We start from the raw sequence: 17,870 nt of genomic DNA on the forward strand, positions 1-17,870 counted from the left end.
TGCCCTTGCGGGTCCTGCTGCACGTAGGACCCGCGCCCTCCCCCGGCCTTTTCACACCCCGTCCTGCGGACTGGCAAAGGACCTTTCATGTCGATCCTCTCTCTCCAATCGGTTTCAAAAAGCTTTGGCGCCCTGACCGTGACCGACGATGTCACCTTCGAGGTGCCACAGGGCCAGGCGCTGGGTATCATCGGCCCCAATGGCGCCGGGAAATCGACGCTGTTCAACCTGATCACCGGCAACCTGACCGCCAATTCTGGCACCATCAATTTCGAAGGGCGCGACGTCACCCGCACCTCGGCAATGGACCGCTGCATGGCGGGAATCGGGCGTTCCTTCCAGATCCCGCAGCCGTTCGAAAAACTGACCGTCTACGAAAACCTTCTGGTCGCCGCCACCCATGGCCGCCGCCTGGGTGAGGCCGCCGTGCGGGACGATTGCGCCGATATCCTGGAACGCACGGAGATGATCCGGCGTGCCAACACCCCGGCCGGACAGTTGTCGCTGCTGGAGCGCAAGCGTCTGGAACTGGCCCGCGCCATGGCGACCCAGCCCAAACTGTTGCTGCTGGACGAAATCGCAGGCGGCCTGACCGAGGCCGAGTGCCAGTCGCTGATCGGTACCATCCGGGACATCCACGCGCAGGGCGTGACGATCATCTGGATCGAGCATGTCCTGCACGCGCTCACCTCGGTGGTGGAGCGCCTGCTGGTGCTCGATTTCGGCAAGGTCATCGGTCTGGGTGACCCCGACGCCATCATGGCCAGCCGCGAAGTGCAGCAAATCTATCTGGGGATCGAAGTCTGATGTCATTGCTGGAAACCCATAACCTGACCGCCCACTACGGTGATTTTCAAGCCCTGTTCGGGGTGGATATCACCCTTGAAGAGGCGGAAACCGTGGCCATCATCGGCGCCAATGGCGCGGGCAAGACGACACTGATGCGCTCGATTGCCGGGGTGCTGCGCAATGCGGCCGAGGCGGTCACCTACGATGGCCGCCCCGTTGGCGCGCAGCCCGCTGATGAAATCATGGCGCAGGGCGTCGCCATGGTGCCCGAGGGGCGCAAGCTGTTCCCCTCTCTCTCGGTCGAGGAGAACCTCCTGATCGGGACCTACGGGCGCAAGAAAAGCGGCCACTGGACGCTAAACACCGTCTACGATCTGTTCCCCATCCTGCGGGAGCGCCGCAACAGCCCCGGCACGGCCCTGTCGGGCGGGCAACAGCAGATGGTCGCCATCGGCCGCGCCCTGATGAGCAACCCGCGGGTTCTCTTGTGTGATGAGATCAGCCTTGGCCTTGCCCCGGTGGTGATCAAGGACATCTACGCCGCCGTCCCGGCGATCAAGGCGGCGGGCGCCTCGCTGGTGGTGGTGGAACAGGACATCGCCCAGGCCATGGCCGTCGCCGACCGCGTCTACTGCATGATGGAAGGTCGCATCACCCTGTCCGGCACCCCCGAGAGCCTCAGCCGCGAGGCCATCCACGACGCCTATTTCGGAGCAGCCGCATGATCTGGATCGACACGATAATCCAAGGCATCCTTCTGGGTGGCCTTTATGCCCTTTTTGCCGCCGGGCTGAGCCTGGTGTTCGGCATCATGCGGCTGGTGAACCTCGCGCATGGCGATCTGATCGTGATGGGCGCCTACCTGATCCTGTTGCTGGTGACGCTGCTCGGGATCTCTCCCTTTCTCGCGCTGCTCATTGCCATGCCGGTGATGTTCCTCCTTGGCTGGGCCTTGCAGAAGTTCCTGCTGAACCGGACGCTGGGCGATGACATCCTGCCGCCGCTGCTGATCACCTTTGGTCTATCGATTGCGCTGCAAAACGCGCTCTTGGAAGTCTTCTCCGCCGACAGCCAGCGCCTGCCGCCCAACGCGCTGACCACGGCATCGGTGCAGATGGGGCCGATCTCGCTTGGCGTGATGCCGCTGCTGACCTTTGCCTCTGCCGTTCTGGTCATCGTCGGGCTGAACCAGTTGTTCTACCGGACCGAACTGGGGCGCGCCTTCCGCGCCACCTCGGATGATCCGACCACGGCCAGCCTGATGGGGATCAAGCCCGCAAACATCTTTGCGACCGCGACCGGGATCGCATTGATCATCGTCACCATCGCCGCCCTTTACCTGGGCCTGCGCGCCAACTTCGACCCCAACATCGGACCGGCCCGGCTGATCTATGCCTTCGAGGCGGTGATCATCGGCGGGCTTGGCTCTCTCTGGGGCACGCTGGCGGGCGGCATCATCATCGGTGTGGCGCAGACCCTCGGGGCCGCGATCACCCCGGAATGGCAAATCCTGGCCGGGCATGTCGCCTTCCTTCTGGTGCTGCTGATCAAACCGCGGGGACTGTTCCCCCGGGCACACGACTAAAGGGGGCAGACATGACATATACTGTATCCACCCGAACCCCAGTCTCGCGCATCGCGGCAATCCTTGGCCTTGGCGGCACGCTGATCTTGGCGGCCCTGCCCTTCTTTGCCGGGCGCGGAACCATTCAGGACATGTTTTTCATCCTGACGATGCTGGTGCTGGCGCAGTTCTGGAACCTTCTGGCGGGCTATGGCGGTCTCGTCAGCATCGGTCAGCAGGCATTCGTCGGCATGGGCGCCTATGCGCTGTTTGGCGGCGTGATCCTTTGGGGGCTTGATCCGGTCTCGGCCATCCTCTTGGGCGGCATCGCGGCGCTGGTGATTGCGGTGCCCACCGCGTTCTTCGCCTTCCGCCTGAACGGCGCCTATTTCGCCATTGGGACATGGGTCATCGCCGAGGTTGTCCGCCTCAGCGTCGCCCAGTGGAAGACGCTTGGCGGCGGCACCGGCACCTCACTGCCGCGCAGCGCCACCCGCGACATGTGGCTGGTCGAGATGATCGAAGAGGTGCTGGACGTGCGCTCCGCTGCGGCGCGCGATATCCTTGCCTATTGGCTGGCGCTGGTGCTGGCGCTGGCGACGATCGGCGGCATCTACTGGCTGCTGCGCAGCAAGAACGGGCTGGCCCTCGCTGCGGTACGTGACAACACCGAAGCGGCCAAATCCGTTGGCGTCGACGCCGGACGCATGAAGCTGGTGGTGTTCCTGACCTCGGCCTTTGGCACCGGCCTCACCGGGGCGCTGATCTACCTGCAAAAAGCCCGGATTTCGCCCGACGCCGCCTTCAGCGTCACCGACTGGACCGCCTATGTGCTGTTCATCGTGGTGATCGGCGGCATCGGCACCATCGAAGGTCCGATCCTAGGCGTACTCATTTTCTTTGCGCTGCAATCCCTGCTGGCCGATTTCGGCAGCTGGTACCTGCTGACGCTGGGCCTTCTGGCCATTGCCATCATGCTGATCGCCCCGCGTGGGCTCTGGGGACTGATCTCCGAGCGCACAGGGCTGCACCTTTTCCCAATTCGCCGAACCCTGCGGGGCGGCAAACTATCACCATCGGAGGAATAAACATGGCTGACATCACCACAGAGGTTCTGATCATCGGCACCGGGCCTGCAGGGTCGGTCGCGGCGGCACTGTTGTCGAGCTATGGCATCGAGAATGTCGCGATCAACCGCTATCACTGGCTAGCCAATACCCCGCGCGCCCATATCACCAACCAGCGCACGATGGAGGTCCTGCGCGATCTGGGCAAAGAGGTCGAAGACGAGGTCTACCTCAACGCGATGGACCAGAGCATCATGGGCGAGAACGTCTTTTGCGAAAGCCTCGCCGGTGAGGAAATCGGCCGGATGAAATCCTGGGGCACCCATCCCCTGTCCAAGGCCGAGCACATGCTCTCCTCGCCGACCTTCATGAACGATCTGCCGCAGACCTTTATGGAGCCGATCCTCTTCAAGACTGCCTGCAAACGCGGCACCCGGGCGCGGATGAGCACCGAGTACAAAAGCCACGTGCAGGACGCTGAAGGTGTCACCACCACCTGCTATGACCGGATGACCGGGCAAGAGCTGACGATCCGATCGAAATATCTGATCGGCGCCGATGGTGGCAATTCGCTGGTGGCCGAGAATGAAAACCTGCCCTTCGAAGGCCAGATGGGCGTCGGCGGCTCGATGAACATCGTGTTCCGGGCGGATCTGTCGAAATACGTCGCCCATCGTCCTTCGGTCCTTTACTGGGTGATGCAGCCCGGCGCGGATGTCGGCGGCATCGGCATGGGACTGGTGCGCTGTGTGCGTCCTTGGAACGAATGGCTGATCGTCTGGGGCTATGACATCAACGAGCCCGCCCCCAACGTGGATGAGGCCATGGCGACGGATGTGGCCCGGCAGTTGGTGGGCGATCCCGAGCTTGAGATCGAATTGCTCAGTGCCAACACCTGGACGGTGAACGACACCTACGCCACCCGGATGTCGCGCGGACGTGTCTTCATCATGGGCGACGCCGCCCACCGCCACCCGCCGTCGAACGGTCTGGGCTCCAACACCTCGATCCAGGATGCCTTCAACCTGGCGTGGAAACTTGCCGCGGTGGTCAAAGGTCAGGCCGGGGAACGGCTGTTGGAAACCTATTCCGAAGAGCGCGCCCCGGTCGCCAAGCAGATCGTCACCCGCGCCAACCAGTCCATCGGCGAATTCGGTCCCATCTTCGAGGCCCTTGGCATGACCGGCGGCACCGACATTACCAAGATCAAAGCCAACATGGACGCCCGCTGTGACTCCACCCCCGAAGCCGAGGCCCAGCGCGAGGCGCTGAACAAGGCCATCGCCTTCAAGAAGTACGAGTTCGATGCCCATGGTGTCGAGATGAACCAACGTTACCGGTCAGATGCGACCGTGACCGATGGTCAGATCGAGCCGGATTTCAAACTGGATGCCGACCTGCACTACCAGCCGACCACGTGGCCCGGGGCACGCATTCCCCATGCCTGGTTGTTCGACGCGGCAGGTCAGAAGCATTCCACCCTTGATCTGGCGGGCGGCGGTGCCTTCACCATCTTTACCGGCCTTGGCGGCGAAGCCTGGGTCGAAGCGGCCAGCAAGATCGCCAAGGAGTTCGGCATCACGCTCAACGCCCATGTCATCGGCCCGCGTCAGGAATACATGGATTACACCGGCGACTGGGCCCGCGCCCGCGAGGTCGGCGATAGCGGCTGCATCATCACCCGCCCCGACCAGCATGTCTGCTGGCGTCACGATGGCGCGCCCGACAACGCCGAAGCCGAGCTGACCCGCGTCTTCAAAACCATTCTGGCCCGATAGGAGGCGACAATGAGCGATCAGGAACAAGGGTATTTCACCGAAGAAAACTCGGCAGAGGTTGTCATCAGCCGCAATGCCAACGCCAAGAATGAACGCCTCGCCGAGGTCATGGCGGTGGTGACAAAGCATCTGCATGCCGCCGTGAAGGAGATCGAGCCAACGCAGGAGGAATGGTTCGAGGCGATCCAGTTTCTGACCAAGGTGGGCCACGCCTGCAACGACTGGCGCCAGGAGTTCATCCTGCTGTCTGACAGTCTGGGCGTCTCCATGCTGGTCGATGCGATCAACAACCGCAAACCCTCCGGCGCCTCGGAATCCACCGTCCTCGGCCCCTTCCACGTCGAGGATGCGCCCGAACTGCCCATGGGCGCGGATATCTGCCTGGATCAGAAGGGGGAGCCGATGCTGGTCAGGGGCCGCATCACCGGCACCGATGGCCAACCCATCGCCAATGCCAAGATCGACGTCTGGCAGGCCAATGACGAAGGTTTCTACGACGTGCAGCAAAAGGGCCTTCAGCCCGATTTCAACCTGCGCGGCGTCTTCCGCACCGGGGCCGATGGCACCTATCATTTCAAAGGGGTGAAACCGAAATACTATCCGATCCCCGATGATGGCCCGGTGGGGCAGATGCTGACGCAGCTGGGGCGTCACCCCTACCGGCCCGCGCATCTGCACTACATCCTTGAGGCAGACGGCTTTGACACACTGATCACCCATATTTTTGACCCGGATGATCCCTATATCCACTCCGACGCGGTCTTTGGCGTGAAGGAAAGCCTGCTAGCCAAGTTCGATCTGATCGAAGATCCCGCCCGGATCAGCGCAGCCGGGTTCGACCGCCCCTATTACGAGGTCGTGCACGACTTCGTCCTGGCGCCGAAATCATGACGGCGCCCTGCATCATCTGCGTGGCAATCACCGGCAGCTTGCCACGCAAGGAAAACAATCCCGCCGTGCCGATCACCGTCAGCGAACAGATCGAAAGCACCCATGAGGCCTTTGAGGCGGGCGCTGCCATCGTGCACGCCCACGTGCGCAACGACGATGAAACCCCCTCCAGCGATCCGGACAAGTTCGCAGCGCTAAAGGAAGGTATCGAAAAGCACTGCCCGGGGATGATCATCCAGTTCTCCACCGGCGGGCGGTCCGGCGCGGGCAAGACGCGCGGCGGCATGCTGCCGCTTGCACCGGACATGGCGTCCTTGTCGGTGGGATCGAACAACTTTCCCAACCGGGTCTATGAGAACCCGCCGGATCTGGTCGACTGGCTTGCTTCCGAAATGCGCAGCCATCAGATCAAGCCCGAGATTGAGGCCTTTGATCTGTCCCATATCCTGAAGGCCGCCCAGATGCATGCGGCCGGGCAGATCGCTGACACGCCCTATGTGCAGTTTGTCATGGGGGTGAAAAACGCCATGCCTGCAGACAAGGCGGTGTTCGATTTCTACGTCGAAACGGTAAAGCGCCTGTTCGGTGCGGACGCGCCCTGGTGCGCGGCCGGGATCGGGGCAAACCAATCCGTTCTCAATGAATGGTCCGTGGCCGCGGGCGGGCATGCCCGCACCGGGCTCGAGGACAATATCCGGCTCGACAAGGATCGCCTCGCGCCCTCGAACGCGGCGCTGGTGCAGCGGGTGGTGGCCCTCTGTGAACAGAATGGCCGTAGCGTTGCCGATGCCGCCACCGCGCGCCGGATCCTGGGCCTGCGCCAAGGCGCGCAGTAGCGCATCATCGCGCGCAGCTTCCCCGGCCGCCCCAAGCCGACCGGGGAAGTCCTGATTGCGGCGTCCTCTTCGGTGCCGCGCCTTTCGTTCCTCCCCTCCCTCTGCTCCCAACAGCTGCCGCCTGCGATCACAGAGTTGTGCGCGCGCCGCTGGTCGTCTTGCTGCCCCAGGGCGATCTATGATCACATGGCGCAGCCAATCACTGGCGACACCGGATAAGGGAACAGGGCATTGCAGGAACCGATCGATCTTTACTACTGGCCAACGCCGAACGGCTGGAAAGTCTCTATCGCGCTTGAGGAAATGGACCTCCCCTATCGGGTGCATCTGATCAATATCGGCAAAGGCGATCAATTCGCGCCGGAGTTCCTCAAGATAGCCCCCAACAACCGCATGCCCGCGATTGTCGATCCCGCTGGCCCAGGCGATGCTCCCCTCTCCCTGTTCGAAAGCGGCGCCATCCTGCAGTATCTTGCCCGCAAGACCGGGCACTTTTACGGCGCCGACGAACGGACCCGCCTAATGGTGGATCAATGGCTGATGTGGCAGATGGGTGGGGTTGGCCCGATGGCTGGTCAGGCGCATCACTTCCTGAAATACGCGCCCGACGACCTGCCCTATGCCAAGGACCGTTACCGGTCAGAGGTCGCCCGGCTCTATGGCGTGCTGGACCGGCAGCTGGTCGAGAACGAATATGTGGCGGGGGATGAATTCACCATCGCCGACATGGCGATCTGGCCCTGGGCGTCGCTCTGGGAAGGGCAGGAACAGACGCTGGAGGACAAACCGCATCTGGCCCGCTGGCTGGACCTTCTGTGGCAGCGCCCCGGCTTGGTGGCAGGGCGTGCCCTCCACGCCGATCTGCGCGCCGACCGCTCGGACAGCAAGGCGCAGGAAATCCTATTTGGCGGCAAGGACTGACAGCGCCTTCATGATGCCAACCGCAGCGCGCCCTGCGCGCTGCCCGGCCCAAGGCTGTTTGTGGCGCATCCTTGATGCGCCACACAGGCGCGGGAGCCCTGCGCCCCGGAAATTTACGCCTTGGGGTCTTCGACCTCTTCGTCTTCCTCAAGACCGTATTTCTGCAGCAGCGGCCCCTGGGTCATGAAGAACAGGAACATCGCCACCGGCAGACCGAAGGTCTTGAAATAGACCCATGTGTCAGTGGTGAAGAACCGCCAGATCACCTCGTTGGCCACGGCCAGCCCCAGGAAAAAGCCGCAGATCCGTCGGGTGAGGATCATCCAGCCCGCTTCTTCCATCGGCATGACTTCTTCCATCACAACCTTCAGCCAGCTTTCGCCGCGCATCAGCCCGACGGCGAGCAAGCCGCCGAACAAGAGGTAGATCATCGTCGGCTTCATCTTGAAGAACCGCTCGTCGTTGAACCAGACCGACAGCCCGCCGAACAGTACGACCAGAACCAGCGTCGCCAGCTGCATCTTCGACAGGTGCCCGGTCAGTTTCCACAGGGCAGCAGTCGACATCATCATCAGCGGCACAAAGGCAGCCGTCACCAGGATGAAACCCTTGTATTCCTCGCCCCCGATCAGAAAGATCTCATCCTTCAGCTTCAGATAGCCGATGAAAAACAGAACAATGGGGCCGAACTCCAGCACCATCTTCAGGATCGGATTGATTTTCTTGCCAGCCATTGGCGCTCCTGTTCGGTTGTCTTCCGGCGGCCCGCGTCAGCCGCCCACTTCCACAATCACCGCGCCCAGCGCGATCAGGGACATCAGCGCGATACGCCGCGGCCCCACGGTTTCTTTCAGCACCAGCCAGCCGATCAGCGCGGCAAAGACGGTCGAGGTTTCCCGCAGCACCGCCGCTTCGCCCACCTTGTCGAGCCGGGTCGCCAGCATCACCGCCCCGAAGGAGGCAAAGGCCACCAGTCCGCCAAAGACGCCCCGGACCAAAAGCGGCCCCGGATCCGGGCGCTCTGCCATCTTGCGCCAGCGCAGGTAGGCGACCGGAGGCATGGCGATCCCGTCGATCATGAAGAACCAGGCCAGAAAGGTGAACGGGTTCGCGGTGGCGCGGATACCATATGCGTCATAGGTGGTGTAAAGCGCCACAAACAGCCCCGTCAGAACCGCAAGGCCCAGCGCCACCATCAGCGTGTCGCGGTTGGTTTCCAGATAGCGGTAGTTATAGGCCGCCAAACCAAAAATCCCCATGAGCAGCACCGCAACGCCCATCCATTGCATCACCGTGAAGGTCTCGGAGAACAGGTAATAGGCGCCGATGACGGTGAACAGCGGCCCTGTGCCCCGGACCACCGGGTAAACCACGGTATAGCTGCCCTTGGTATAGGCCAGCGCTTGCAGCACCTTGTAGGCGACGTGAATGACCCAGACCACGGCAAAGATCGGCCACATATGCGGCTCGGGCCAGGGCACGACGAAAAGCGCGAACGGCGCTGCCATCAGCCCGTAGGAGGCGTCAATCGCCCCGCGTGACAGCCAGGGATCGTGTCGCCCTTTTTGAAGTGCACCAAAGACCGCGTGCAGGAAAGCCGCCATCAAGGCCAGCATTAATGCAGCCTGGTGGCCCGCCTCGGTGCCCTCCAGCGAGATCAGCCAGTCGCTCATCCGCGGTGGCCCTCAGGGCGCGACGGCGCCGGGACAGTGGACCTCATCCGGCCGACGAACCGGCGGCTCAAGATCGGTCCAGCCCGGTCAGGGCCGCGGCAAATTCTTCCGGATCAAAGGGCGCAAGGTCATCGATCTGCTCACCCACACCGATGGCATGGATCGGCAGGCCGAACTTGTCCGCCAGCGCCACCAGCACGCCGCCCTTGGCGGTGCCGTCCAGCTTGGTCATCACCAGCCCCGAAACATCGGCCAGTTTCTGGAAGGTGTCGACCTGGTTCAGCGCGTTCTGGCCAGTGGTCGCATCCAGCACCAAAAGCGTATTGTGCGGCGCGGTCTCGTCCTTTTTGCGGATCACCCGCACGATCTTGGCCAGCTCCTCCATCAGGTCGGCGCGGTTCTGCAGCCGTCCGGCGGTGTCGATCAGCAACAGATCCGCCCCGTCCGCTTCGGCGCGGGTCATAGCATCAAAGGCGAGGCTCGCCGGATCCGATCCTTCGGGCGCGGTCAGCACCGGCACCCCGGCGCGGTCGCCCCAGACCTGCAGCTGTTCCACCGCCGCGGCGCGGAAGGTATCGCCGGCCGCGATCACCACGTTCTTACCCGCCGCCTTGAACTGGCTGGCCAGCTTGCCGATGGTGGTGGTCTTGCCGGATCCGTTGACGCCGACAACCAGCACCACCTGCGGCCGCTTGGCGTAGATCGGCAGTGGCTTGGCCACCGGCTCCATCACGCGGGCGATCTCGGCCGAGAGCAGCTCCTTGATTTCCTGCGTGGACAGGCGTTTTCCGAACCGGCCTTCAGCCATGTTCGCGGTGACCCGCAGGGCCGTATCCACCCCCATGTCCGAAGCGATCAGCAGCTCTTCCAGCTGCTCCAGCATATCGTCGTCCAGTACCCGGCGCGGCGCAGTACCCCCGGCGCGCCCCATGAGCCGCCCCAGCAGCCCCGGCGATTTCTGCGGCTTTTCAGGCTCCGGTTCGGGAATTGGTTCAGCAACAGGTTTGGGGGCGGCGGGCTTCGGTTCAGGCGCGGTAGGCTGCGGCGTAGGCACCTCCTCCGCAACAGGCTCCGAAACTTGCGGTGCGGCCTCAGGCGCGGCTTCAGGTGCAGCGGCATTCTCGACAGAAGCCTTCTCATCGGCCTTCTCGTCGGCCCCTTCTGCAACAATTGCATCCAGCCCATCCTCCAGTTTCGAAGAGGATTTGAACAACCGGTCCTTGAGCTTTGTGAAAAACGCCATCGGGGTCTCCGCAGTAAGTCTGTAACTCACCTAATGCGGTTTGCTCGCGGTTGCAAAGCGGATGACAGCCCTGAGGTCAGGAAAATGCATACCAAAAGCCAAGCTGGGCGCCCCAATAGAGCGGCCAGACCGCATAGGGGGCAATCCGGCGAAACCGGTGCCCCTCGGGCAGTACGAAGGTTTCAAAGGCCAGAACCACGTCCGATGCGACAAAGGCAAGGGCAGCAGGCAGCGCCCAGACCAACGCGCCCTGCCCGGGCAGGGTGGCGGCAGCCGCCCCCATCGACAGGATGATCGGGATATAGGCCAGCACCGCGCCCTTCAGCGCCCCTGCGCGCGGCGCAAGTACCCGCACCATGATGCCGCCCAGAAGGACCAGAGCGGTCAAGATGAGGAGGCCTGACATCTGCAAGAGCCGCCCGGGATCGCTTCCCGGCGTGCTGAGGAACAGCACAACATAAGCCAGATGCCCGGCGGCAAAGGCCCCGACCCCGGCCATGAAGGCCCCCTCCCCATCGCGGGACAGGCAATAGTCGCCCAGCGCGCAGAGCAGCAGCCCCAGCGCCAGCAGGACCGGTGCCCCGGCAATCAGCGCCAGCACAGCCAGCAAGGCAACAGAGGAGGTTTTCAGAATACTGCGCAGCAGCCCTGCGGGGCGTGCCGTGAAAAACAGATAGGCCAGCGCGCAGCCCGCTGCGGCACTCAACAATAGGGTTTCCATCCTGACCTCTCCCCTGCCTCATCTCGCTGCGGCAGATGCCACGCGTCAATGCCCGCATGCTTGCCCGAGGCGATGGCTTCGGTCAAAGGTAACCAAGGGAAAAGCACCCCCTTCACCCCTTTGCACCTGCACAAGGACCGCCCCATGTTCTGGTTTTCCATTGCCAGCCTGACCCCGCCCGTTCTGATCGGGCTTGCCAGCCTCTGGGGCGGGGTCTGGAGCTGGGCAGCCCTTGGATCCATGTCCGTACTGGTGCTGGTACTGGACCGGATCGGGCAACGGGCGCAGAACCAGACCGGCGCGCGCGGCGCAGAGGCGCTTCAGGTCGCGTTGGCTCTTGCCCATTTTGCCTTGCTGCTGCCGGTGGCCACATCCCTGCCCCGGATTGGCTGGAACGGTGCGATTCCACTGGTTCTGGCGCAGGGGTTGTTCATGGGACAGATCTCACATCCCAACGCGCATGAGCTGATCCACCGCCCAACCCGGGCTTTGCGCCGCCTCGGTGTTCTGGTCTATGCCACCATGCTGATCGGGCACCATGCCTCGGCGCATCTGAAGGTGCATCATGTGCATGTAGCGACCCCACAGGACCCCAATACGGCCCGGCGCGGCGAAGGCTTTTACCGGTTCCTGCCTCGGGCCTGGATTGGCTCTTTTCGCGCAGGGCTGACTGCTGAAAACGCCGCGCGGCAGCGCAAGCAGGTCCCCCCTTCGACCCTCAGCCATCCTTATTTGGCCTATATCGTTATCGCCTTGCTGTGCTGCGCGGCCGCCTATCTGGCGGGAGGCGTCGTTGCACTCATTCTTTTCCTGTTTGCCACAGCCCATGCGCAGATGCAGATCTTTCTGGCCGATTACGTGCAGCACTACGGGCTGCTGCGCCAAACCCGTGACACGGGCCGCCCGGTGCCCGTCGGGCCGCAGCATTCCTGGAACGCACCGCATTGGTATTCTTCGGCGATGATGCTGAACGCACCGCGCCATTCCGACCACCACGTCGTGCCCGCCCGCCGGTTCCCCGAACTGCGGCTCACGCCCGATATGCCGACACTGCCGCATTCCCTGCCCGTGATGGGCGCGATTGCGCTGATCCCCTCCCTCTGGCGGCGCAAGATGGGGCGGGAACTGGCCAAACTAAGCGGCAAGCGGTCCGAAGGCTTGGACTGAGCCCCGCCTGTCTGGCACACTTCACACCATGCGGACCTTGTTGATGATTCCCCTCTGCGCTTTGCTGGCTGTCCCCGGGATGGGCAAAGCCGCTGAGCCGATGGGCGCTGAGGAGTTCGACAGCTACACCCGGGGCAAGACGCTGTTCTATGGCTTTGATGGCACCGCCTACGGGGTAGAACGCTATCTGCCGAACCGCCGTGTCATCTGGTCCTTCCTCGATGGCCGCTGTCAAGAAGGGCACTGGTACCAGCAAGCCGATCAGATCTGTTTCCTCTATGAGGACCGCAATGATCCCCAGTGCTGGCGGTTCTCCCTTACCCCCAACGGTCTCAGCGCGCGGTTCCAGAATGACCCCGAAGCCACCGAGCTTTATGAGGCCGAGGATATCGGCGAAGAGATGATCTGCCTCGGCCCCGACGTCGGGGTCTGACGCGCGCTCACTCCGCGCCGAATAGTGAGGTACGGGTCGGCAGGATCAAATTGCTATCAGAACAGCGATCCCTGCTCCCCATCATCCGGGGTGCTCTTGGGTTTGGCCTTGGGCTTGCTGGCCTTTGGCTTTGCTGCCGACGCCTCACCGCCGCCTGTCTTTGCGGCTGGCGCAGGTGCACCGCCCAGATCAAGCCGTCCGTCTTTGAACTCGATTTCCAATGGCCCCGCTTTTTCGGCCGCGGCGCGGGTGGTGATGACGGTCTGACCGGACCGCACCACCGCATAGCCACGCTCCAGCGTTGCCTTGTAGCTGAGGATCTCAAGCTGCCGCCCCGCCGCCGAAAGCTGTTGCCGCTGCCGGTCAAGCCGTTGCCGCTGCACAGTGTCCAGCCGCTGTCCCAACTGGGTGATCCGATCCTGACGCCGCTGGATTTCCTGCTGGATGGGTCGCAAAGACAGCCGCGATGACAGGTTGCGCAAACGGTCCGTCCGCCCCGCCACAAGCTGCCGCAGGGTGGAGGGGCGCAGGCTTGCTGCCGCCTCGCTCAGCTGCACACGGCGGCGCTGCACCACCGAAGTGAGCGCGCGCGGCAATCCATCGCTGGCCTGATCCAGCCGCTGCCGGGGCGTTTCCAGCAAGGTTTCCGGGCGGGGCAAGGCGCGCGACAGGTCATTCAGGCGTTGGCGACGCAGCTGCACCGCCTGCCCCGCGGCACGCGCCAGCCGGGCACCCTGATTCTCGCTCCAGCCCAGAAGATCCAGCCGTACTGGCACCGCCAGCTCGGCCGCCGCCGTCGGCGTCGGCGCCCTACGGTCCGATACAAAATCAATCAGCGTGGTGTCGGTTTCGTGCCCCACGGCAGAGATCAGCGGAATATCCGAGGCCGCCGCTGCCCGGGCCACGATTTCCTCGTTGAAGCCCCAGAGATCCTCGATCGAGCCACCACCGCGCGCCACGATGATCAGATCCGGGCGCGGCAGGGCGCCGCCCGGGGTCATGCGGTTGAAACCTTCGATGGCGCGGGTCACCTCCGGGGCGCAATTGCTGCCCTGAACGGCAACTGGCCAGACCAGAACCTTGCGCGGGAACCGGTCCCGCAGCCGGTGCAGGATATCGCGGATCACCGCCCCCGAAGGCGAGGTCACGACCCCGATGATTCCCGGCAGATAAGGCAGTGGCTTCTTGCGCTCAGGCGCGAACAAACCCTCGGCCTCAAGCTGTTTTTTGCGTTTTTCCAGCAGCGCCATCAGCGCGCCCTGCCCGGCGACCGCGACCTCTTCGACGTTCATGTTGTACTTGGACTGCGCCCCGAAGGCCGTGAGGCGGCCGGTGACGATCACCTCCAGTCCCTCTTCGGGCACCACCGACAGACCCGCGACCTGACCTTTCCAGGTGGTACAGGCCAGCACGTTCCGGTCGTCCTTGATGTCGTAGTACAGATGCCCCGAACGCGCCTTGAACACCCGCCCGACCTCGCCGCGCACCCGGATCCGGCCAAAGGTGCTTTCGAGGGTGCGTTTCACCTCGCCCGAGATCTCGGAAACGGTGAATTCCGGCGCGTTCTGACCGGGGGTAGGATCGTCGAGCAGGTCGGACATCGGCGGATCTTTCGGACTGTTATCTGGGCAGTTGAGGTGGCGGCAGGCCTGCGATCATACGCAGTTCTTGTTTTACAGGCCCGCGCAGCATAGAACCCGCGACAAGCATGGCAAGCCCCCGGCGCAGGTGTCATTTCCCGCCCCAGACAGGCCGCTGCCGCATGGCGATATACGCTCCGGTTCCGGGGCGGACAGACCGGAGAAGACGCGATGAATATCCTTATCCTTGGCAGCGGCGGGCGCGAACATGCTCTGGCCTGGGCGGTGATGCAGAACCCCAAATGCGACAAGCTGATCGTGGCGCCCGGCAACGCGGGCATTGCCCAGATCGCCGATTGTGCCAGCCTTGATATCGAGCAAGGCGGCGCGGTGGTGACCTTTGCCGAGGAAAACGCCATCGATTTCGTCATCGTCGGCCCCGAGGCGCCGCTGGCCGCTGGCGTTGCCGACCGGCTGCGCGAGGCGGGCATTCTGGTCTTTGGCCCCTCGCAGGCGGCAGCGGAACTGGAAGCCTCCAAAAGCTTTACCAAGGAGATCTGCGACGCGGCCAAGGCGCCGACCGCAGCCTATGGTCATTTCACCGATGCCGAGGCCGCCAAGGCCTATGTGAAGCAACAAGGCGCTCCCATCGTGGTCAAGGCCGACGGTCTGGCGGCAGGCAAAGGCGTCATCGTCGCGATGGATGAACAGACCGCGCTGGATGCCATCGAGGACATGTTCGGTGGCAGCTTCGGCGGCGCCGGCGCTGAGGTGGTGATCGAGGAGTTCATGGAGGGCGAGGAAGCGTCGCTGTTTGTACTGGTGGATGGCGAGGACGTGCTGTCCATCGGCACCGCGCAGGATCACAAACGCGTCGGCGAAGGCGATACCGGTCTCAACACCGGCGGTATGGGCGCCTATTCCCCGGCCCCCGTGCTATCGGCCGAGATCGAAGCCCGCGCCATGGAAGAGATCGTCAAACCCACCATGGCCGAGATGGCCCGGCGCGGCGCGCCTTATCAGGGGGTTCTTTATGCAGGTCTGATGATCAAGGATGGTCAGCCCCGTCTGGTGGAATACAACGTGCGCTTTGGCGATCCGGAATGTCAGGTTCTGATGATGCGGCTTGGCGCCCAGGCGCTGGACCTGATGCACGCCGCCGCCGAAGGCCGCCTGAGCGACGCGCAGGTGAACTGGGGCGATGACCACGCCATCACCGTTGTCATGGCGGCAAATGGCTATCCCGGCTCATACGAAAAAGGCACCGAGATCGGCGGTCTGGATGCCCTGCCCGAGGACAGCAGCAACATGGTCTTCCATGCCGGCACCAAGGCAGACGGCGGCAAGGTGCTGGCCAATGGCGGCCGGGTGCTGAACGTCACCGCCCGCGGCGACAGCCTGGCTGAAGCCCGCGACCGGGCCTATGCGATGGTCGACCAGATCGACTGGAAAGACGGGTTCTTCCGCCGTGACATCGGCTGGCGCGCCCTGTCGTAGCAGGTACAGTTTCCGGGGGCTGCCGACCTGGTCCGGGGCAGCCCTCAGTTGACCACTCCCACCTTTATTTAAGGACCCTGCCGATGATCCTGCGCGAAAAACCCGGCATTGTGGCGTTGCTGTTTGCGGTGCGTGGCTCTGTCCTGCCCCGCATACTGCCGCGCATTCTTGCGGTCTCCGCACTGGCCGCTGTGGTGGTCTGGCTGGACGGAAATATTCTTGCGCTGCCCCACACCAACGCGGCGCCCTTTGCGGTCTTCGGCGTGGCCCTGTCGCTGTTTCTCGGCTTTCGCAACAACGCCGCCTATGAACGCTGGTGGGAGGGACGCTGCCTCTGGGGGCAACTGCTGGCCGATCTGCGGGCGCTTGGCCGCGATGCGGAGCTGTTCCTGCCGCAGCGCGAAGATCGGCAGCAGCTGTTGCGACTGGCGCTGGGGTTCATCCACCTGCACCGGATCAATCTGCGCAAATCATCGGATTTCACCCAGGCAAACGCATGGGCCGGTGAGGATTTCTCGCAAACGCCGCATCCGCCCTGCGCCGTGATGAACCGGATGACGACATTGGCCGCAACATCCGTGCCCGACGGGTTTGCCCGCAAGGCGCTGTCAGAGCGCCTGTCCTCGATCACCCTGGCCCAGGCCGGATGCGAACGGATCGCCGCGACGCCTCTGCCTTACGTCTACTCGCTGCTGGTGTTCCGGACCACCTATCTCTACTGCCTGCTGATCCCCTTTGCGCTGCTGGAAAGCACCGGCTGGATGACCCCCGTCTTTGTCGCCATCGTGGCCTATGTGTTCTTCGGCCTTGCCGAAGTGACCGAGGAATTATCACACCCGTTCGGCGAAACCGTGAACGGCCTGCCGCTGGATGCGGTGTGCCGGACGGCGGAGATTTCTCTTTGCGACCATCTGGAGCAAACCCCGCCCGCGCCGATGACACCGCAGAACTATATCCTGACCTGAGATCGCGCCCATTGCCCGGCCCACCCTGCGGCTTTTGCGCTGTCTATAAGTGTTTTCAGCGGCTTTGCGGTAGGTTACTAACTTGGGTCAAGCCTGGGAGGCACAATGCACAATGGACAAACACCCGGATCCCGCCACGCTGGACAGGCTCTATGCCGACCGCGATCTGGCACAACTTGCCTTTGAATATTCCCCCGTCGGTATCGTGGTGACGGAAAATCGCGTGCTGCGGGAATGCAATCAACGGTTCTGCGACATGTTTGGTTATGCCCGCGAAGAGCTGCTGGACCAGCTGTTTTCCTTCCTCTACCCGTCGGATGAAGAGTTCCAGAACCTGCGAAACCGCGGTGACAAGAGCCTTGGACAGGGCAATCCCTACTGGGACGAGCGGGTGATGAAGCGCAAGACCGGGGATCTGTTCTGGGTGCGGGTGAGGGGTCATACCTTTACCCCGGATGAGCCGCTGGGCCGCGCGGTTTGGAGCTTTGCCGACCTGTCGGGTGTGCGCCCCTATCAACCGCTCACCCGGCGCGAACGCGAGGTCTATTCGCTGCTGCGTGAAGGCAAGACCAGCAAGGAGATCGCCCGGATCCTGACGCTCAGCTATCGCACGGTCGAGGTGCACCGGGCGCGGCTTCTGAAAAAGGTTGGAGCCAACAATACCGCCAGCCTGTTCTCCTCGCTCGGGGATATCGGCGGCGATCACGTGGTGGGCGGCAACAGCCCGTGACTGGCGTTTCCTCAC

Annotated in this window: 18 protein-coding genes; 13 read left to right on the top strand and 5 right to left on the bottom strand. The window is 63.3% G+C overall.

The genetic code is table 11. From position 1 onward, the window contains the following. Window positions 1-87 precede the first annotated feature (87 nt). From JL2886_RS04040 to JL2886_RS04075, 8 genes are all read left to right on the top strand, one after another. Window positions 88-807 (top strand): ABC transporter ATP-binding protein, encoded by a 720-nt coding sequence (locus JL2886_RS04040; protein WP_065270838.1) that lies wholly within the window; start codon window positions 88-90, stop codon window positions 805-807. Beyond that, entirely contained in the window at window positions 807-1,514 is a 708-nt protein-coding gene (locus JL2886_RS04045) for an ABC transporter ATP-binding protein (RefSeq protein ID WP_065270839.1), read from the top strand. Before JL2886_RS04040 ends, JL2886_RS04045 begins: the two co-directional genes overlap by 1 nt. Continuing rightward, window positions 1,511-2,374 carry a branched-chain amino acid ABC transporter permease gene (locus tag JL2886_RS04050; RefSeq protein WP_065270840.1) on the top strand — a complete coding sequence of 288 codons (864 nt, stop codon included), beginning with the start codon at window positions 1,511-1,513 and terminating at the stop codon, window positions 2,372-2,374. The genes JL2886_RS04045 and JL2886_RS04050 overlap by 4 nt, the downstream gene beginning before the upstream one ends. A gap of 11 nt (window positions 2,375-2,385) precedes the next feature. After that, on the top strand, window positions 2,386-3,441 hold the full coding sequence (locus JL2886_RS04055) for a branched-chain amino acid ABC transporter permease (protein WP_065270841.1): 1,056 nt from the start codon (window positions 2,386-2,388) through the stop codon (window positions 3,439-3,441). A 2-nt stretch (window positions 3,442-3,443) separates the two neighbouring features. Continuing rightward, window positions 3,444-5,198 carry an FAD-dependent oxidoreductase gene (locus tag JL2886_RS04060; protein WP_065270842.1) on the top strand — a complete coding sequence of 585 codons (1,755 nt, stop codon included), beginning with the start codon at window positions 3,444-3,446 and terminating at the stop codon, window positions 5,196-5,198. Between the two features lie 9 nt (window positions 5,199-5,207). Further along, entirely contained in the window at window positions 5,208-6,089 is an 882-nt protein-coding gene (locus JL2886_RS04065) for an intradiol ring-cleavage dioxygenase (protein WP_065270843.1), read from the top strand. Further along, complete coding sequence (locus JL2886_RS04070) at window positions 6,086-6,925, top strand: 3-keto-5-aminohexanoate cleavage protein (RefSeq protein WP_065270844.1); 840 nt, start codon at window positions 6,086-6,088, stop codon at window positions 6,923-6,925. Before JL2886_RS04065 ends, JL2886_RS04070 begins: the two co-directional genes overlap by 4 nt. 231 nt (window positions 6,926-7,156) lie before the next feature. Then, window positions 7,157-7,846, top strand: a complete 690-nt coding sequence (locus JL2886_RS04075) for a glutathione S-transferase N-terminal domain-containing protein (protein ID WP_065270845.1) — start codon at window positions 7,157-7,159, stop codon at window positions 7,844-7,846. Window positions 7,847-7,959: 113 nt separating this feature from the next. Here the strand turns inward: JL2886_RS04075 and JL2886_RS04080 are convergent, their stop codons facing one another. The 4 genes from JL2886_RS04080 to JL2886_RS04095 all read right to left on the bottom strand — a co-directional run bounded on the left by JL2886_RS04080 (window position 7,960) and on the right by JL2886_RS04095 (window position 11,483). Next, complete coding sequence (locus tag JL2886_RS04080; protein WP_065270846.1) at window positions 7,960-8,580, bottom strand: inner membrane-spanning protein YciB; 621 nt, start codon at window positions 8,578-8,580, stop codon at window positions 7,960-7,962. A gap of 36 nt (window positions 8,581-8,616) precedes the next feature. Beyond that, window positions 8,617-9,519, bottom strand: a complete 903-nt coding sequence (locus tag JL2886_RS04085) for an EamA family transporter (RefSeq protein ID WP_065270847.1) — start codon at window positions 9,517-9,519, stop codon at window positions 8,617-8,619. Window positions 9,520-9,586: 67 nt separating this feature from the next. Continuing rightward, window positions 9,587-10,762 (bottom strand): signal recognition particle-docking protein FtsY, encoded by a 1,176-nt coding sequence (ftsY, locus tag JL2886_RS04090; protein ID WP_065270848.1) that lies wholly within the window; start codon window positions 10,760-10,762, stop codon window positions 9,587-9,589. Between the two features lie 76 nt (window positions 10,763-10,838). Then, complete coding sequence (locus tag JL2886_RS04095; RefSeq protein ID WP_065270849.1) at window positions 10,839-11,483, bottom strand: lysoplasmalogenase; 645 nt, start codon at window positions 11,481-11,483, stop codon at window positions 10,839-10,841. A 144-nt stretch (window positions 11,484-11,627) separates the two neighbouring features. Between JL2886_RS04095 and JL2886_RS04100 the strand changes: the two genes are divergently transcribed. Both JL2886_RS04100 and JL2886_RS04105 read left to right on the top strand, forming a co-directional pair. Continuing rightward, on the top strand, window positions 11,628-12,650 hold the full coding sequence (locus JL2886_RS04100) for an alkane 1-monooxygenase (protein ID WP_065273521.1): 1,023 nt from the start codon (window positions 11,628-11,630) through the stop codon (window positions 12,648-12,650). Window positions 12,651-12,693: 43 nt separating this feature from the next. Continuing rightward, entirely contained in the window at window positions 12,694-13,083 is a 390-nt protein-coding gene (locus JL2886_RS04105; protein WP_237028416.1) for a hypothetical protein, read from the top strand. Between the two features lie 56 nt (window positions 13,084-13,139). On the opposite strand, the gene xseA is transcribed toward JL2886_RS04105, so the two are convergent. Continuing rightward, window positions 13,140-14,684 carry an exodeoxyribonuclease VII large subunit gene (gene xseA, locus JL2886_RS04110; RefSeq protein WP_065270851.1) on the bottom strand — a complete coding sequence of 515 codons (1,545 nt, stop codon included), beginning with the start codon at window positions 14,682-14,684 and terminating at the stop codon, window positions 13,140-13,142. Window positions 14,685-14,894: 210 nt separating this feature from the next. Here xseA and purD point away from each other — a divergent pair, with 210 nt between their 5' ends. The 3 genes from purD to JL2886_RS04125 all read left to right on the top strand — a co-directional run bounded on the left by purD (window position 14,895) and on the right by JL2886_RS04125 (window position 17,855). Further along, window positions 14,895-16,160, top strand: coding sequence for a phosphoribosylamine--glycine ligase (gene purD / locus JL2886_RS04115; protein WP_065270852.1), 1,266 nt, complete (start codon window positions 14,895-14,897; stop codon window positions 16,158-16,160). Window positions 16,161-16,243: 83 nt separating this feature from the next. After that, entirely contained in the window at window positions 16,244-17,125 is an 882-nt protein-coding gene (locus JL2886_RS04120) for a bestrophin family protein (RefSeq protein ID WP_065270853.1), read from the top strand. Between the two features lie 112 nt (window positions 17,126-17,237). Continuing rightward, window positions 17,238-17,855 (top strand): LuxR C-terminal-related transcriptional regulator, encoded by a 618-nt coding sequence (locus JL2886_RS04125; protein ID WP_065270854.1) that lies wholly within the window; start codon window positions 17,238-17,240, stop codon window positions 17,853-17,855. The last annotated feature ends 15 nt before the right edge of the window (window positions 17,856-17,870 follow it).

The organism is Phaeobacter gallaeciensis (genome assembly GCF_001678945.1).
In the GTDB taxonomy this organism is placed as follows: domain Bacteria; phylum Pseudomonadota; class Alphaproteobacteria; order Rhodobacterales; family Rhodobacteraceae; genus Phycobacter; species Phycobacter gallaeciensis_A.

What these genes read in the sequence shown, in the direction of transcription:
- purD (WP_065270852.1), top strand. Translation starts at nt 14,895, where the DNA reads ATGAATATCCTTATCCTTGGCAGCGGCGGGCGCGAACATGCTCTGGCC.
- xseA (WP_065270851.1), bottom strand. Translation starts at nt 14,684, where the DNA reads ATGTCCGACCTGCTCGACGATCCTACCCCCGGTCAGAACGCGCCGGAA.
- JL2886_RS04095 (WP_065270849.1), bottom strand. Translation starts at nt 11,483, where the DNA reads ATGGAAACCCTATTGTTGAGTGCCGCAGCGGGCTGCGCGCTGGCCTAT.
- JL2886_RS04045 (WP_065270839.1), top strand. Translation starts at nt 807, where the DNA reads ATGTCATTGCTGGAAACCCATAACCTGACCGCCCACTACGGTGATTTT.
- JL2886_RS04060 (WP_065270842.1), top strand. Translation starts at nt 3,444, where the DNA reads ATGGCTGACATCACCACAGAGGTTCTGATCATCGGCACCGGGCCTGCA.
- JL2886_RS04125 (WP_065270854.1), top strand. Translation starts at nt 17,238, where the DNA reads ATGGACAAACACCCGGATCCCGCCACGCTGGACAGGCTCTATGCCGAC.
- JL2886_RS04120 (WP_065270853.1), top strand. Translation starts at nt 16,244, where the DNA reads ATGATCCTGCGCGAAAAACCCGGCATTGTGGCGTTGCTGTTTGCGGTG.
- JL2886_RS04105 (WP_237028416.1), top strand. Translation starts at nt 12,694, where the DNA reads ATGATTCCCCTCTGCGCTTTGCTGGCTGTCCCCGGGATGGGCAAAGCC.
- JL2886_RS04100 (WP_065273521.1), top strand. Translation starts at nt 11,628, where the DNA reads ATGTTCTGGTTTTCCATTGCCAGCCTGACCCCGCCCGTTCTGATCGGG.
- JL2886_RS04040 (WP_065270838.1), top strand. Translation starts at nt 88, where the DNA reads ATGTCGATCCTCTCTCTCCAATCGGTTTCAAAAAGCTTTGGCGCCCTG.
- JL2886_RS04085 (WP_065270847.1), bottom strand. Translation starts at nt 9,519, where the DNA reads ATGAGCGACTGGCTGATCTCGCTGGAGGGCACCGAGGCGGGCCACCAG.
- JL2886_RS04080 (WP_065270846.1), bottom strand. Translation starts at nt 8,580, where the DNA reads ATGGCTGGCAAGAAAATCAATCCGATCCTGAAGATGGTGCTGGAGTTC.
- JL2886_RS04055 (WP_065270841.1), top strand. Translation starts at nt 2,386, where the DNA reads ATGACATATACTGTATCCACCCGAACCCCAGTCTCGCGCATCGCGGCA.
- JL2886_RS04070 (WP_065270844.1), top strand. Translation starts at nt 6,086, where the DNA reads ATGACGGCGCCCTGCATCATCTGCGTGGCAATCACCGGCAGCTTGCCA.
- ftsY (WP_065270848.1), bottom strand. Translation starts at nt 10,762, where the DNA reads ATGGCGTTTTTCACAAAGCTCAAGGACCGGTTGTTCAAATCCTCTTCG.
- JL2886_RS04065 (WP_065270843.1), top strand. Translation starts at nt 5,208, where the DNA reads ATGAGCGATCAGGAACAAGGGTATTTCACCGAAGAAAACTCGGCAGAG.
- JL2886_RS04050 (WP_065270840.1), top strand. Translation starts at nt 1,511, where the DNA reads ATGATCTGGATCGACACGATAATCCAAGGCATCCTTCTGGGTGGCCTT.